The sequence below is a fragment of the Chryseobacterium lineare genome, from assembly GCF_977014045.1.
The window spans coordinates 3771260-3786964 of the sequence record NZ_CDRNIQ010000001.1 but is presented as its reverse complement, the minus strand read 5'-3'; the positions used below and the strand labels follow the sequence as shown (position 1 = coordinate 3786964).

11 protein-coding genes are annotated in these 15705 nt (G+C 36.3%); 1 reads left to right on the top strand and 10 read right to left on the bottom strand.

The genetic code is table 11. The features are described 5' to 3' along the window. Positions 1-54 precede the first annotated feature (54 nt). Both ACWNCI_RS17000 and ACWNCI_RS16995 read right to left on the bottom strand, forming a co-directional pair. On the bottom strand, positions 55-3054 hold the full coding sequence (locus tag ACWNCI_RS17000; RefSeq protein WP_449389201.1) for a reprolysin-like metallopeptidase: 3000 nt from the start codon (positions 3052-3054) through the stop codon (positions 55-57). Positions 3055-3219: 165 nt separating this feature from the next. Then, a complete protein-coding gene (locus ACWNCI_RS16995; protein WP_449389200.1) occupies positions 3220-5283 on the bottom strand; it encodes a T9SS type A sorting domain-containing protein in 2064 nt (687 codons plus the stop codon). A 97-nt stretch (positions 5284-5380) separates the two neighbouring features. Between ACWNCI_RS16995 and ACWNCI_RS16990 the strand changes: the two genes are divergently transcribed. Further along, positions 5381-5866: a hypothetical protein gene (locus tag ACWNCI_RS16990; RefSeq protein ID WP_449389199.1), complete on the top strand. Its 486-nt coding sequence runs from the start codon at positions 5381-5383 to the stop codon at positions 5864-5866. Here the strand turns inward: ACWNCI_RS16990 and ACWNCI_RS16985 are convergent. From ACWNCI_RS16985 to ACWNCI_RS16950, 8 genes are all read right to left on the bottom strand, one after another. After that, the gene (locus ACWNCI_RS16985) at positions 5863-6522 is read right to left on the bottom strand and encodes a DUF6048 family protein (protein WP_449389198.1); all 660 of its coding nucleotides are present in this window, start codon (positions 6520-6522) and stop codon (positions 5863-5865) included. The two genes, ACWNCI_RS16990 and ACWNCI_RS16985, sit on opposite strands and share 4 nt — an antisense overlap. After that, positions 6488-6970, bottom strand: coding sequence for a DUF6452 family protein (locus tag ACWNCI_RS16980; RefSeq protein WP_449389197.1), 483 nt, complete (start codon positions 6968-6970; stop codon positions 6488-6490). The genes ACWNCI_RS16985 and ACWNCI_RS16980 overlap by 35 nt, the downstream gene beginning before the upstream one ends. Before the next feature lie 32 nt (positions 6971-7002). After that, on the bottom strand, positions 7003-8415 hold the full coding sequence (gene rlmD / locus ACWNCI_RS16975) for a 23S rRNA (uracil(1939)-C(5))-methyltransferase RlmD (protein ID WP_449389196.1): 1413 nt from the start codon (positions 8413-8415) through the stop codon (positions 7003-7005). A 150-nt stretch (positions 8416-8565) separates the two neighbouring features. After that, a complete protein-coding gene (locus ACWNCI_RS16970; protein WP_449389195.1) occupies positions 8566-10113 on the bottom strand; it encodes a TlpA family protein disulfide reductase in 1548 nt (515 codons plus the stop codon). Positions 10114-10249: 136 nt separating this feature from the next. Beyond that, positions 10250-11017: a succinate dehydrogenase/fumarate reductase iron-sulfur subunit gene (locus tag ACWNCI_RS16965; RefSeq protein ID WP_346983261.1), complete on the bottom strand. Its 768-nt coding sequence runs from the start codon at positions 11015-11017 to the stop codon at positions 10250-10252. A gap of 23 nt (positions 11018-11040) precedes the next feature. After that, complete coding sequence (locus tag ACWNCI_RS16960; RefSeq protein ID WP_449389194.1) at positions 11041-13053, bottom strand: fumarate reductase/succinate dehydrogenase flavoprotein subunit; 2013 nt, start codon at positions 13051-13053, stop codon at positions 11041-11043. Between the two features lie 15 nt (positions 13054-13068). Beyond that, on the bottom strand, positions 13069-13731 hold the full coding sequence (locus ACWNCI_RS16955) for a succinate dehydrogenase cytochrome b subunit (protein ID WP_346983263.1): 663 nt from the start codon (positions 13729-13731) through the stop codon (positions 13069-13071). 143 nt (positions 13732-13874) lie between these two features. Beyond that, positions 13875-15659, bottom strand: a complete 1785-nt coding sequence (locus tag ACWNCI_RS16950; RefSeq protein ID WP_449389193.1) for a ComEC/Rec2 family competence protein — start codon at positions 15657-15659, stop codon at positions 13875-13877. Positions 15660-15705: the final 46 nt, after the last annotated feature.

Sequence of the window (15705 nt, the reverse complement as noted above, 5' to 3'; positions counted from 1 at the left end):
AATCCCCAGGTTGCCCTGAGGATTAAACATATTAAATTATTTAAAAGCTATTGCTTATTTCTTGATGAACTTGGAGCTGAATAAATCTTTTCCTTTCTCTTCAATAGTAATCACATAACCTCCTTTCGTTAATTCGGAAACGTTGATTTGACCGTTATTAATATTTCCATGTCTCACCAACTGACCTGCAGCGCTGTAAATTTTATAGGCTGCTTTATCAGAAACTTTAGTTACATTTAAAATATCTGATACCGGGTTTGGATATAGCTGAATGTCATTTTTAGGGCCGGCAATGTCGCTTGTTGCTAACTGTGTTGGAGTGATAAGAACATTATAATCTTCCACTTCACCGTAATTATACGTTCCACACCCAGCAAAAGTAGATCCTAATGAAAGACCAGCATTCGTCTGTCCCGCAAAGTACAATACTACTCTCATTCTCAGCGGTTGGCCTGTAACAGCTGTGGCAGGAACAGTAAAGTTTCCACTGATTGGCCCTGTTGGAAGAGCTACAGGATAATTATACACTCTTTCATTTGACTCAAAAACTCCATTATTGTTATAATCAATGAATACTAAAGCTGTATCATAATCGGCATCTGCAATCGTCATTGAGAACGTGTAAGCCGTATTCAGAACAAGGTTTGGCTGAAGAGCTGTATTTGTAGTATAATTTGTATAATTAGAAGGTCCGCTGGAATTATTTAACAATGTAGAAGTTCCTCCAACATTTGTAATTTTAACATTGGAAATATACTCAAATTGACTTGTATTGTTAGCAGATAAAGTACAGTATGTTACTTGTGCCGTAGTGAAAACAATACTAGCTGAGAAAGCTCCCTGATTACTACAAACTGAAGCTACCTGTACTTCATAAGCAGTATTCGGTGAAAGTGTTGAAAGATTCACTGTATTTGTAGCAGAAGTAGTCTGTTGCCATGTAGTATCTGTTGTTTTCTTATATCTTATTACATAAGAAGCAGCTCCTGTTACTGGGGCCCAGCTTACTATTGCTGTAGCTGAAGTAATACTACTTACATATACTCCAGAAACCGCAGCACCGCATGCAACCTGCTCTGTCGCAAACATCTTTTTAAGTGCGTAAAAAACATTACCTATAGAGGAAACTCTTACCACAACAAACTGTCCATTCAATGAAGATGGTATGCTGATAGCTTCACTACCATCATTTGCAGTACTGGCAGATAATACAGTCCAGTTTACTCCATTATCAGAAGAGTAATCAATTTTAACATTCGGTGAGTTGTATGGTGCAGACGTAGTATTCGCAACATCCCATGTTAAAGTATTTGCAACATTTGCGTACAAAAATTGTGATGTATTAGATACCTTAAAAGGACCATCCGCCCCTACAGTGATTGTTTGCTCTGCATACTGCGTCTGCTGTTGAGTAGCCACAGGATTATTATCTCTTATAGTTACTGCAAATTTGCTGGTTCTGGCCACTTGTGATGTGGACTCCCACGTGCTTAAAGAATTATCAAGTGCCCCTTCCAAAACAGAAGAAAGTTTTGGGAAATATCGTGTCGGATTTGTGGTAGGAACTACAGATCTAAAACTCGCTCCATAAGTAGTTGTACCTAAGTTTGTTTTATTAATAGTCTGTGAGCTTGAGGTACCACTATTTACCTGCTCCCAAGTATAGGTCAACGGATCGTTTTCAGCATCCGTTACAGAAGCCGTTAATGCAAATGCAGTTCCTTTAGGGATTGTATAGGCAGGCAACGAAGCAATCACAGGTGGATTATTCGCAATAGCAGTTTCTACATCGCAGGTTTTAGCCTGAAGATTGGCCTGCACCTGCTTAATGCTTACGTTATGAAAATAAGCATCTGAGTGTGCCTGAACATCCGTATTAGCACCCGTAATACCTGCATATCCCATAATGGTAGAACCTGAACCAGGCTCCACATTTACCCCATATGGCTCGATAGCGTGGGAGAATGTATGGTTTGCCCCTAATTGGTGACCAAGCTCATGAGCTACGTAGTCAATATCAAAGTTATCTCCTTCTGGGATTGCATCAGCAGGAGATGTGTATCCGGAACCTTTCCCTTTAGGAACCGAAACGGTAGGATTTATACATACACATCCGATACATCCTGCGTTTCCTCCACCGCCTGAAGCTCCGAACAAGTGTCCGATATCATAATTAGCATCACCAACATAAGAAGTTAGGGTTTGCTGAAGCTCTGTATTCCAAGCTCCTGCTGCACCACCTATTCCAGGTGCAGGCACTGTTGCGTCAGAATATGGATCCGATGCTGCATCGGTAAAGATAACGTTCGTGTAATTCTGTAAATTAAGATGAAGTGCAAAATCCTTTTCGAAAACTCCATTTACACGAGTCATGGTAGCATTGATCGCAGCAAGAGCTCCTGCTACAGTTCCTCCATGGAATGTTGTGTATTCACCTGTAACCGACATTACAAGCCTCATTGTTCTATATTTTTTGTCGGACATTTTTGAAAAATCGGTAGGCTGATTGGCAAATGATTTTCCTTTTTCCAATAGTTTTTCTATCTGCTCTTGGGCCGCAAGGCCTTCTTCTGTACTGCAGACAAAGCTCTTAGTACCTGTCGGCTTTGATTTGGAATGAACTTCATAAAGTGCCTTATCAGCTCTTGAAGGTTCAATAAATTCATAGTTTTCTCCAGCAATGATCATCGACTGAAAATCAACCGGAGAAACAGAAAATCTGAGGTATTTTTTTGGGTCATCAATACCCACCCCCACATAAGAACCTAGCTGATACTTATCTGCTAATTCTTTTACAACAACAGGAAAGCTGTACACAGCAAATCTTTCCATTTTCCCTCTTAGTGTAGGAATCGAGATTTCTACTGCCTGGGCATTTGCACCCATTTCCTTAGCATTCTTAAGCTGGCTTCTAATTTGGTTTAAATCTAGTTTGTATTTTGGCTGTATTGAGGGATCAATAGAAGATCCTCTATTTACAGTAGCTGGTGACCATTGAGCCATCGATGAACCACCTATTAAACTAAATAATAAAGCGGTAAAAAATTTCTTCATAGCTTTTTCATTAAATTTATCGCCAAATATAACCATAATTGATTATAGATTGTCAATACAAATTTATTTTAACACAAAAATTAAAAATAAATCAATTATAGCCATATATAAAAACAAAAACCTCAAACAATGTTGAGGTTTTATAATATTTAAAATTTCTAAAAATTATTTTTTAATGAACTTAATACTTTCAGAAATATTGTTGTCTTTAATTGTGATGATATAGGTTCCTTTTACTAATTCAGAAACTCTCACCTGATTATTATCAATATTTCCTGCTTTTACCAACTGCCCAACGGCGTTGTAAATTTCAAATTTAGCCTTGCTTGAAACTTTAGTTATGTTCAAAACATCATTTGCCGGGTTTGGATAGATCGCGAATTTATCCTTAATTATTTCATTTGTTGATAATAAAGAACTTAAACTAAACGCTCTCGATTCTGAATCTCCAAATAAGCCCCCAGTACAAATTAATTGATTTGTAGAGGTTTTCAACTCATAACTTCCTGGTACAAGTCCGAATGAAGGATACTCAAAACTAAGACCATCACCTTCAGAGTCATCAATTTTAAATACATAACAATCATTATTATTCAATGTCCAAGTCTGATTAATTAGTGAAGGGGTAAACGAATCTGTATATGGACCTCCGCTATATAATACTGTACCGGTACTATTTTTAAGTGTCCATGTTGTTTCTGTCCCGTAATAATCCAACTGCAATTTAAAGTTTACTGTAGTTGTATTGAATGAGGTATCAAGCGCAGGATTAATAAAAGTACCTGTTGCACTGTTATTAGTAGCTCTCTGGTCTGCACCTCCATTTGCGGTAACAATAGAGACCATAACATTCCCACTAGGTGTCGAAGCAGCAACCGGAACAGAGAATGTGCTGAATTTATCCTGAGCCAAACTTCCTGTCCAATTGTAAGTTTGTGCAGCTCCTCCATTTACAGAATAAGAAACAGTAGCCGATGTCAATGTTGATGTACCCCTGTTATATATAGTTAATTTCAAAGTAGGTGTTGCAGAAGTCGTAGGGCAAGCCGCTAGATTATTACACCCTCTTTCAACTTTAATTTCAGCATCTATCGGAAATAATGTGATTGCCTGTTCAGCAGTTGAAGTTTTCAACTCAATTCTTCTTGGAGAGTTATCCATTACTGTTCTTATTCTTGCTTTCTGATTTAGGGTAAAAATATTCATGCAAGCATCTGGAGTATAGTCCATATAATTCTCGATCATATCGTTACCCGGATCACTAGGACAAGAATCGATCGTTACACAATTGTAGTTTGCTGCCGATGCTGCTGGAGTATCCAGACAGTAATCATTATTACTGTCTGTAGCGTTAACAACACAAGATGAAGAGTCTCCCCAAATGTGTCTCAGGCCAAGCCAGTGACCTACTTCATGAGTCATTGTTCTTCCTTTATCATATCCCTGATATAATAAGAATGTACCGTCATTATAAGTACTGCTACCAAATGCGCCTGCAGCCGCAACAACACCATCTGTATTTGCTAATCCTCCACTTACATTAAGCCCCCCTAGACCTGAATTTGACGGAAATTGAGCATACCCTAAAGTACTTTGATCTGAACCCTCGAAAGCCACAGTCCACATATTAAGATATTTTGTAGTATCCCAAATAGTTTCCGGCTTCACATATTCATCAATAGCAGCCATTGTCCAACCTGATCTGCAAAGATTTACACGGTCTACTCCATTAGTCGGATTACCGTTCGGATCAACTTTAGCCATCGCAAACTGAATTTCAACATCAGCACCTACAGGATTAGTATTATATCCGGTAGTTCCAAAAGCTTTACGGTAATCATTATTCAAAACTGTAATCTGTGACAAAACCTGTGCATCCGTAATATTGGGGTACGCACCCACATTCTGACCAGCATGAATAACGTGTACCACTACAGGAATAGTTATGACAGTACCGTTTTGTGATTTGTTTAACTGTGTTTTTTCTATAAGCGGAGCCAGCCAAGCCTCAAATTGCTCTTTTGACATCCTCTCAGGAAATTTACTTTTTAAATACTCCTCATATTCATTGCTAGAACATCTCTCATATCCATGCGATTTTTCCAGTTCTTCTTTGGTAGCGCTTAAAGTTGTTTTTTTCGGCACCTTATTATCAATTTGGGCATTTATTCCTAAAGCACAAAATAAAGGCAGTAGAAAAACAACTTTAAAAAATGTAATTTTTTGCATTTCTCAAATTTTATAATTTTGCAAATATATTATTTTCGGCACATTTTTTAATACTCATTTCTATAAAAAAGCCAACATTTTATAAAAATAAAACCAAATGAAAAAACATACCTTATTATTAATATTATTTATTTTATTTTATACTCAATGTACTTCTCAACATAAAATAAAAAACAGTCACAATATCACAACCATAAATCAAAAAAATCAAAAAATTAATAAAATAGAATTAAAGGAACAAACAAGAGGTATAAACCGAATTATAACTTTTGAATCAGACTCATTAACCATTTCATTAAATAACGAAGTTAAAAATTTACCTTTTTCTCTTGGTGAGTGGCAAAATATTACAAAACAGATAAACTTGCTTGAGCTGTCAAAAATTTCATCATATCAAGCACCTACAATGGGTAGATTTTCCGATAGAGCACTATCCTCTTCAATCATAATCTTTTCTGAGGGAAAGATTTACGAATCATCCACATTTGATGCAGGAATCCCCCCAAAAGAGTTGGAGGGATTATATCGTGTATTAAAAAGTAAAGTAGGAATACTTAAAAGTACAAAACCTAGATTTCGTTAAAACTTATACGCCACATTCCAGGCAAAGCCCATATTGAATTTAGAAGAGCTTTTACCAAATCCCGGAACGATCATAGGCTGTATGTCATCTTGTTTTGTGGTGAAAATAAGATATCTTGGCTGTAGATTTACATCAATGTAAAAATTGGATTCAAAAAGTTGTACTCTGCCACCAATAGTTCCCTCAAGCCAGTAAGATGATTGAGTAGATGATGGAAAACTGACAGAAGAACTACTTCCTCCAAAGCCACGTACAGGTACTGCCATATATTCCTGAGTATAAAAAGAACCTCCTGCTTTTCCACCTGCATAGAAACCATTAAACTCATTTTCAGGATCTTTCGCCAACATATAAAATGCACCTATTTTCAAAAAAGGACCATTAGCCTTTGCATCATAACTGTTTTTCTGATAGATATTAGATTCAAATCCAGCTTCAATAATACCATGAATATTACCCTTTATTTTTGAAGAAATAAAACCCTGATACAGCTTTCTGTCTGAAAAAAAAGCAACTCCGGTATTAAGAACATCTCCGCCAACCATAAAATTCGGTTCGTATTTCCATTTTTCTTTTTCTGTTTTTTTCGTATTCTGAGCATAACTCAAAATAGTCATTACACTAAAAAAGAAGGTAAAGATTTGTCTTGTCTTCATTTTCTATAAAATTTTGTCCTTCTTCTATACCTTTTACAGGGGCTGTTGTTGATGGAGTTAATACAGCATTTAAATTTTCATACGTTTTTTTAATTCCGCAGCCCGGCGAAACATAGATAGATTTTGTAGAATAATTTACCCTTACTTTAGATTCGGCTCCGTTATTTTCTGTTCTGAAATAAATATCGGTGTATGGAGAATCGTCTACTCTTAAAGGAATTACTCTGGAGGTGATTTTGGTCTGCCCTCCAAGCTGAACTTTTCCCGAGCCGTAATCTACTGCAACATAAAGAGAGTCAACCGTTTTTACTTTTTTATCGGCAAAAGTGAGGAATGAGACTTTCATTCTGGGTGTTCCCTCACCGCTTTCACAAATGTCATCATCAGCTCCGCAGGAAAGCAGCATACTGATAAAACATAAAGCTAACAGGAATTTAAAATATTTCATATTAATATTTGATCATTTCAAATTTAAATAAATTATTTCTTAATCAGCAATGCAATATTTTCAACATGGTGAGTCTGCGGGAACATATCTACGGGTAAAATTTTCACCACATCATAATGTTCTTTCATTAAAGCAAGATCACGAGCCTGCGTTGCGGAGTTACAGCTCACGTAGACCACTTTTCCCGGCGACAGCTTCAATATCTGCTCAACCACTTTCTGATGCATCCCGTCTCGTGGCGGATCAGTGATTAAAACATCAGCTTTCGGATGACTGGCAAGAAATTCATCATTAAAAATATCCTTCATATCACCGCAATAAAACGTTGTATTCGTTAAACCATTCAATTCTGCGTGTTCCACAGCTGCATCTATGGCTTCCTGAACAGATTCTATACCGATTACCTGCTTAGCTTTTCTCGCAACATATTGAGCAATAGTACCCGTTCCCGTATAAAGATCATATACTACTTCATCACCTTTTAAATCTGCAAATTCAAGTGTTTTTCTATACAGTTCAAGAGCCTGTTTATAGTTAGTCTGAAAGAACGATTTTGGCCCGATTTTGAATTTCAGTCCATCCATTTCTTCCATTAAGAATCCTTCCCCTGAATACACATTGATGTCCAGATCGTAGATTGAATCATTAGGTTTTGGATTGATCGCATAAACCAGCGTTTTTATCTGTGGAAAAGTTTCCAGTAGGAACTCGAAAAGTTTTTCTCTGCTCTCTTTTTCTTCCCTGTAAAGTTGGAAAAGAACCATCCATTCTCCTTTTGAGTTTTGTCTCATCATTAAAGTTCTCAGGAAACCTTCATGATTTCTGACATCAAAAAAGTCAAGGCCATTTTTTACAGCATATTCTTTTACTGCAAGCCTTATTGTATTGGAAGGTTCTTCCTGAAGAAAGCACTCTTTAAGATCAAGGATTTTGCTCCACATTCCGGGAATATGGAATCCTAATGCGTCTCTGTTCCCGAAATTTTCTTCCGAGCTTATTTCGTATTGAGTCAGCCAGCGTGCATTGGAAAAAGAAAATTCCATTTTATTTCTATAATAATACTGTTCTTCTGAACCCAAAATCGGCATTGTTTCAAAGTTATCAATTCCCCCGATTCTTTTTATATTATTATAAACTTCTTCCTGCTTAAAATCCAACTGTTTTTCATAGCTCATATTCTGCCATTTGCATCCCCCGCAGACCCCAAAATGAATACATTTAGGATCTACTCTGTAAGGTGATTTTTCAAGTAAATCTACGGCTTCCCCTTCGTAGTATTTGGATTTTGCTTTTTTTACTTTTACATTCACAATATCTCCCGGAATTGCTCCTGTCACCATCACAGTCTTACCTTCTTCCGTTCTACCGATGGCAACACCTTTTGCCCCTGCATTCAAGAGTTTAATATTTTCAAGAATAATATTTTTCTTATTTCTCTTTTTCATTAAGAATTTTTTCTGTTTTAATTTTTTAAACTTTCTCAAATATTTAATCCTTGACAAAGTATAATCGAAAACGCTGACGTTTCAGTCTGCAAAAATACAATAAAAAAAACCTTATCCGAAGACAAGGTTTCTATCTGTATTGAATTTAAATTATTTTGTCTGAGCCGGCTGAGGATTTGCCTGTTGCTGAGGAGCCTGTTGACCCGCAGCAGCCGGATCCATACCCGATCCCGGTTGCAGTTGAACATTAGGATTTACTTTAGGAGCAGAAAGACCGGTTTGTTTATCCAGAACAGTTACCAATTCAGGATCTCCAAGATTGAAGAATGGCTTGCTTGCAATTTTCCCGTCTTTATCAACAACAACGAAGCAAGGTAATTTGAAACCGTAAACTCCGTATTTCTTGGCAATATCAGAATTTAATCCTCCCTCACCATAAGCATTCGTTCCTGCAATTCCTTTCAATAATGAATTACTTGTTTTCACAAACTGGTCTTTAGTATCATCAACATTTACAAAAACAAAATTCATTTTTGATTTGTAGAAATTTACAACTTCTTTTAATACCGGAATTGATGCCTCACCAATATAAGGATTCCAAGATGCGTAGAACATCATCATGTATGGTTTTCCTTTGTTTGAAGAAAGACTGTATGATTTTCCGTCTGCTTTAATCAATGATGCTTCCGGAGCCTGCTCACCAATTTTGAAACCATTGATTGCAAACTGGATTTTCTTTAAATCTTCCTTAATAGTAGCATCTTTAATATCAGTATCAATGATTTTCTTGATCTTTTCAACTGTTTTTTCAGGTGAACCCGGATGAATATCAGACTGAGCCATTACAAAAGCTAATAGATAATCTTTTGCCGTCTGTGAAAGGTCTTTCTGATTTTTCTTTAAATATTCAGTAAACAATTCTGAAGTCGTAATATCCGTTTTTCCGGCACTGTTTGCCTGCGCATATTTCTGGAAGTCAGGACTCATTTTTCCTAAAAGATATTGTCTGTAGTAAGGATTCTCTTTTACCATGATATCTTTATTTTCCTGAAGCTTGTTTTCGTAATCTGTGAAAGCTTTTGTCACTTTGAAAGATGGGTTACCCATTTGTTTGTGACTCATTTCGTATTGATTCAGAATAGTAAGCAAAGTACTTGATAAATCATTCTTTTTCCACTGTACAATCTCATTATCAGGATTGAATTTCTTAACGTTCTCTTCGATATTTTTATTAATATCAGCCTGAACTTTTTCAATTCCTTTTAAGAAAGTTTTCTCATCTTTTGCCATAAGCTCATTCATATTTACTTTCTGAGCATACGTTGAAAGATATTTTTGTGTGGCTGTAAAGAAATCATTATTGTTTTTGGCATCACCCGTAATAACATATTCTGATGGGAAAGTCATTCCATTACCTGTAATCTCAAGCTTTTGACCTCCTTTCAAATAGATCAGGTTTTGTTTTCCTCCATAAGACATTACATACATTCCGCTTTTAGGAGCTTCAAAGCTTCCGGCGAAAGTTCCGTCTTTATTGATACCGATATTAATTAATGGTAAAGTAGCTACTCCCGATGCTTCGATAAATTCGATTCTTTCTAATGGAGAACCGCCGCTAATTTTCCCTTTTACTTCAACTTTTTTAGAGCAAGACATCGCAAATACAGCGATGATAAACAATAAAAGATATTTTTTCATTTTAAATTTTATAATTACGCAAAAATAGGTTTTTAGATAAATTAAAAGCAAGTAAATGCTACTTTTATGAAAGATTTAACTAAAAAAAATCGTCATCCATACAGGAGACGATTTTTTGTGATATAATAAGTAAATCTTATCCTCTGTCAGCAAAAGCTGCCATATATTCTCTATTCATTCTGGCAATGTTTTCAAGGGAAATTCCTTTCGGACATTCCACTTCACATGCACCGGTATTGGAACAGTTTCCGAATCCTTCTTCGTCCATAGCTTTCACCATATTCAGAACTCTTCTCTTCGCTTCTATTCTACCTTGCGGCAAAAGCGCGTATTGAGAAACTTTAGCTCCCACGAAAAGCATTGCGGATCCGTTTTTACAAGTAGCTACGCAAGCTCCGCATCCGATACAAGCAGCAGCATCCATTGCTTTGTCTGCATCTTCTTTAGGAACCGGAATTGCATTGGCATCCAAAGTATTTCCTGAAGTGTTCACCGAAATGAAACCACCTGCAGCCATTACTCTGTCGAATGCGCTTCTGTCTACCATTAAATCTTTAATAACCGGGAAAGCAGCACTTCTCCATGGCTCAATAACGATCGTTTCACCGTCTTTGAACATTCTCATGTGAAGCTGACAGGTAGTGATTCCTGTATCCGGGCCGTGCGCTCTACCGTTGATGTAAAGAGAACACATTCCGCAAATTCCTTCACGACAGTCATGGTCGAAAGCAATAGGCTCTTTTCCTTCGTTAATAAGATTTTCATTAAGGATGTCTAACATTTCCAGAAATGAGGAATCTGTAGAAACATCCGATATTTTATAAGTCTCAAACTGACCTTTAGATTTATTATTTTTTTGTCTCCAAATTTTCAGCGTAAGATGTAAGCCTTTTTTTGCACTCATAATATTGTATTTATAGTTGGAGATTATTTGTAACTTCTTGTCTTAACTTCGATGTTATCGTAGATCAGTTCTTCTTTATGCAATACTTCTGCATTGATATTGCTTCCCTGATACTCCCAAGCTCCGACGTATTTGAAATTCACGTCATCTCTTTCCGCTTCTCCGTCCGGCGTTGAGTGGTCTTCACGGAAGTGTCCTCCACAAGATTCATTTCGGTGTAGCGCGTCGATAGCCATCAATTGTCCAAGCTCTAGGAAATCTGCTACTCTGAATGCCTTCTCAAGTTCGGTATTCATACCATCATTATCTCCGGGAACTTTTACGTTTTTCCAGAAATCGTTTCTCACTTCTTCAATTTCTTTAATAGCCTCTCTCAAGCCTTCAGGGGTTCTTCCCATTCCTACTTTATTCCACATAATATTTCCTAATCTTTTATGGAAATAATCTACAGAATGAGTTCCTTTATTATTAAGGAAGAAATCGATTTTTTCTTTGATTTCTTTTTCAGCTTCGTCAAATGCTGCAGAGCCGGTAGGAATCGCTCCTGTTCTGATATCCGAAGAAAGGTAATCTGCAATAGTGTAAGGAAGTACGAAATATCCGTCTGCCAAACCTTGCATCAATGCAGAAGCCCCCAATCTGTTGGCTCCGTGATCAGAGAAGTTAGCCTCACCGATTACAAAACATCCCGGAATAGTAGACTGAAGGTTATAATCAACCCAAACACCACCCATTGTGTAATGAACTGCAGGGTAAATCTTCATTGGAGTTTTGTAAGGATCATCAGCAGTAATTTTTTCGTACATCACGAATAAGTTACCATATTTCTCCTCTACCCAGCTCTTACCTAAATCGTATAATTGCTGATCTGTAGGATTATGAATATGTTTTTCGATAGCGGCCTCTCTACCTTTTTTCATGATCTCTGTTGAGAAATCAAGGTACACCCCTTCCTGAGTATCATTATTTTCAATTCCGAAACCAGCATCGCATCTTTCTTTAGCGGCTCTTGAAGCAACGTCTCTAGGTACAAGGTTACCGAACGCAGGATATCTTCTTTCCAGATAATAATCCCTGTCTTCTTCTTTAATGTTTTCAGGTCTTAATTTTCCTTCTCTAATAGCTACCGAATCTTCAACTTTCTTAGGAACCCAGATTCTTCCTGAGTTTCTCAATGATTCGGACATTAGCGTCAGTTTAGACTGCTGTGTTCCGTGAACAGGAATACATGTCGGGTGAATCTGTACATAACAGGGATTTGCAAAATAGGCTCCTTTTTTATGGATTTTCCAAGCTGCGGAAACGTTTGAGCCCATTGCATTCGTAGAAAGGAAATATACGTTTCCGTAACCTCCTGAAGCAATTACCACAGCGTGAGCAGAATGTCTTTCAATCTCACCTGTTACAAGATTTCTTGCGATAATTCCTCTTGCCTTTCCATCAACGATGACAAGATCCATCATTTCATGGCGGTTATACATTTTGATTCTACCTTTACCGATCTGACGGCTCATTGCAGAATATGCACCTAATAATAACTGCTGACCAGTTTGTCCTTTAGCGTAGAAAGTTCTTTTTACCTGCACCCCACCAAATGAACGGTTATCAAGCTGACCTCCATATTCACGTCCGAAAGGAACACCCTGAGCAACACACTGGTCGATGATATTAGCAGAAACTTCAGCTAATCGGTAAACATTTGCTTCTCTCGCTCTATAGTCACCACCTTTAATGGTATCATAGAACAATCTGTAAGTAGAGTCCCCGTCTCCCTGATAATTTTTAGCAGCGTTGATACCTCCCTGAGCAGCAATAGAGTGTGCTCTTCTCGGAGAATCCTGATAACAGAATGCCTTTACATTATATCCCTGCTCTGCTAAAGTAGCAGCAGCAGAACCACCTGCCAAACCTGTCCCAACAACAATAATATCAATCTTGTCTCTGTTGTTTGGTGCAACAAGGTTCATATGGTCTTTATGATTTTTCCACTTATCCTTTAAAGGACCGGCCGGAATTTTTGAATCTAATTTACTCATACTAGTATATTGATATTATTGAGTTACAAAGTGATAAATTGCGATAAAAATAAACCCTGCAGGAATCAGGATAGAATACCATTTTCCTAACGCCATAATTACAGGAGTATATTTAGGATGCCTTGCCCCGATCGATTGGAATGAAGACTGAAAACCGTGTCCCAAATGCAATCCCAGTAAAATAAAAGAAATAATGTATATGATTACTCTCCAGGCATCTGCAAATTTCGCGTGCAGATCTCCCCAGAAACGCGATTCCTCAATCGGCAAGCCGTCTACATACTTGTAGTTCATTTCATGAAACCAGAAATCATACATGTGAAGAAAAATAAAAGCTAAAATCACAGCTCCTGAAATAATCATATTTCTTGACATCCAGGTTGAATTGTGAGAAGGATTATTTGACTCGTATTTAACAGGACGTGCTTTTTGATTTTTAATTTCTAAAACAAATCCCATCACAAAATGGAAAACTACAGCGAATATCAGAACCGGCTGCATTACAAATTGAATAAGAGGATTATACCCCATAAACTGCGAAGCATTGTTGTACGCATCCTCACCAAAAACCGACAAAAGGTTTACAGTAAGGTGCATCACCAGAAATATCAGCAAAAAGATAGCCGACAATGCCATAGCATATTTTCTACCTATCGTAGAACTCGTTAAACCTGCCATATAAGTTTAAATTTGATTTTCCACAAAATTAAGAAATGTTAACTACAACAAAAAGTGAGAAATCTCACATATAGCCAGTTTGTAATCTTTCTAAATAAGCTTTAAAATATTATAAATAAAGGAAAAACATAAAAATGTAACAATTAATTCATCTTAAAAATCTTATCCCGGTAAACCACTTTTTGAACCGAATCCGGCAGAACTCTGATTTCAAAACTTTTTAATCTTCTTGAAGCACAGTAAGGATTAATAATAAAATTTATAACCTTCTGTTTATCTGAATGTTTATCGATCCAGAAACAAACTGATGTATTCTTCTTAACGGAGAACAATTTATTTTTAGAAAAAATATGAATCAAAACTTCTGACCTACAGCTTTCATAATAATCAAAACCTGTCCTCAGAATTAAAAATGTTGAAACAGCAATGATTACCCCTGAGATATTTTTAATATTAAATTTTAAAACAACAAACCTCAACAGATAAAAAATTACATAAAGCATAATGGCTTCCATGAAATTCATGGGAATATTTTCAAAGAAGAGCGTATCAAAATCTGCAAACCAATGAATGATATCTAACAATAACTGAATGATAAAATCGTACGCTATATTGATAAATCCAATATCCAGATGAAAAGCGATTAATGCCGTCATTACAAATGAAAATACAATAATAATTTCCGAAAACGGAACAATGAAAAAATTTGCAACAATAGAAATAAATGAAAACTGATGAAAATAATATAAAACCAATGGCAATGTGGCTAATTGTGCAGAAATGGAAATGGAAACCGTATTGAAAATTATTTTTTTCATCCGATTGTCCTGTTTCGGAAAGTGGCTCAGGATCGGTTGATTCAACCAAAAAATTCCTAAAACAGCGAGAAAGCTTAACTGAAATCCTACATCAAAAAGCTGCTGTGTATCGAAAACTAAAATAATGAAAGCAGACAAAGCCAGGGCATGCAAAAGATCAGGTTTTCTCTGAAGCAGAATAAATATAAAATAAATACTCAGCATAAGGCTGGAACGTACTACTGAACTTCCAAAGCCTATAAAAACCGTAAAGAGCCAGATTAAAATCAAGCTGGAAATAATAGCATATTTCCTGTGTTTCAGGGGTAAAATTTTAATTAGCAAAAAGTAAAACAACCCGAAAATCACAACAATATGAGTCCCTGAAATTGCCAGAAAGTGCACCAGTCCGGACCTGTTGAAATCCTGAACTGTTTGTGCATTAATTTCCGTTCGGTCTGCAAGAATAATTCCTTTTAAAAACTCTTTTGATCTTGAAGACATACTAGTTTTATCGATATTCTGAAGAATTTCTAACCTTTTCTGGGAAAATTTTTCGTTTAAGCTTACATCTTTTCTTTCAGCATGAGAAATTTTATCATTGACATAAGATTGATATTCAATATCTTTACGCTTCAGGTATTTTGCATAATCAAATTGAAAATCATATTGTGGAGCTTTTGGCTTAAAGATATAAGCCTGCGTTTTATAGTAATGATTAAAATCCAATTCATTCTCACTTTTTGGAATATACAAAACTGCATTAAATTTTTCATTATCCGTTTGCGCTAACGCTTCATATCTCCTGTTCATTTCATTGGAATTCAGCTTTTTGGAAATTTTAAAAACAATTGTTTTATTTCCTGAAACCTGAATGTAGTGTTGGGAAGAATTAAAGAAATGAAGAACAACTCCCATCCCGAAGAACATAATTCCCAGCAAATAAGGCGTGATTCTATATAAGAAATAGTTCCTGAAAAATGTTGAAATTAAAATAATTAAGCAAAAAACTACAATCAGACAAATATAATTTTCATCCAGAGAAAACTGATCCTGGAAGAAAATCCCGAGGATAAAACAGATAACGAGAATAAGAAGTGGCTGCCTGTTCAAAAATTTGTGTTTTTCCAAAAATATTTATTTGATATGAAAATTCCACACAAATATTTCAAAAATT

What these genes read in the sequence shown, in the direction of transcription:
- ACWNCI_RS16970 (WP_449389195.1), bottom strand. Translation starts at nt 10,113, where the DNA reads ATGAAAAAATATCTTTTATTGTTTATCATCGCTGTATTTGCGATGTCT.
- ACWNCI_RS16955 (WP_346983263.1), bottom strand. Translation starts at nt 13,731, where the DNA reads ATGGCAGGTTTAACGAGTTCTACGATAGGTAGAAAATATGCTATGGCA.
- rlmD (WP_449389196.1), bottom strand. Translation starts at nt 8,415, where the DNA reads ATGAAAAAGAGAAATAAGAAAAATATTATTCTTGAAAATATTAAACTC.
- ACWNCI_RS16995 (WP_449389200.1), bottom strand. Translation starts at nt 5,283, where the DNA reads ATGCAAAAAATTACATTTTTTAAAGTTGTTTTTCTACTGCCTTTATTT.
- ACWNCI_RS16980 (WP_449389197.1), bottom strand. Translation starts at nt 6,970, where the DNA reads ATGAAATATTTTAAATTCCTGTTAGCTTTATGTTTTATCAGTATGCTG.
- ACWNCI_RS16965 (WP_346983261.1), bottom strand. Translation starts at nt 11,017, where the DNA reads ATGAGTGCAAAAAAAGGCTTACATCTTACGCTGAAAATTTGGAGACAA.
- ACWNCI_RS16990 (WP_449389199.1), top strand. Translation starts at nt 5,381, where the DNA reads ATGAAAAAACATACCTTATTATTAATATTATTTATTTTATTTTATACT.
- ACWNCI_RS16985 (WP_449389198.1), bottom strand. Translation starts at nt 6,522, where the DNA reads ATGAAGACAAGACAAATCTTTACCTTCTTTTTTAGTGTAATGACTATT.
- ACWNCI_RS16960 (WP_449389194.1), bottom strand. Translation starts at nt 13,053, where the DNA reads ATGAGTAAATTAGATTCAAAAATTCCGGCCGGTCCTTTAAAGGATAAG.
- ACWNCI_RS17000 (WP_449389201.1), bottom strand. Translation starts at nt 3,054, where the DNA reads ATGAAGAAATTTTTTACCGCTTTATTATTTAGTTTAATAGGTGGTTCA.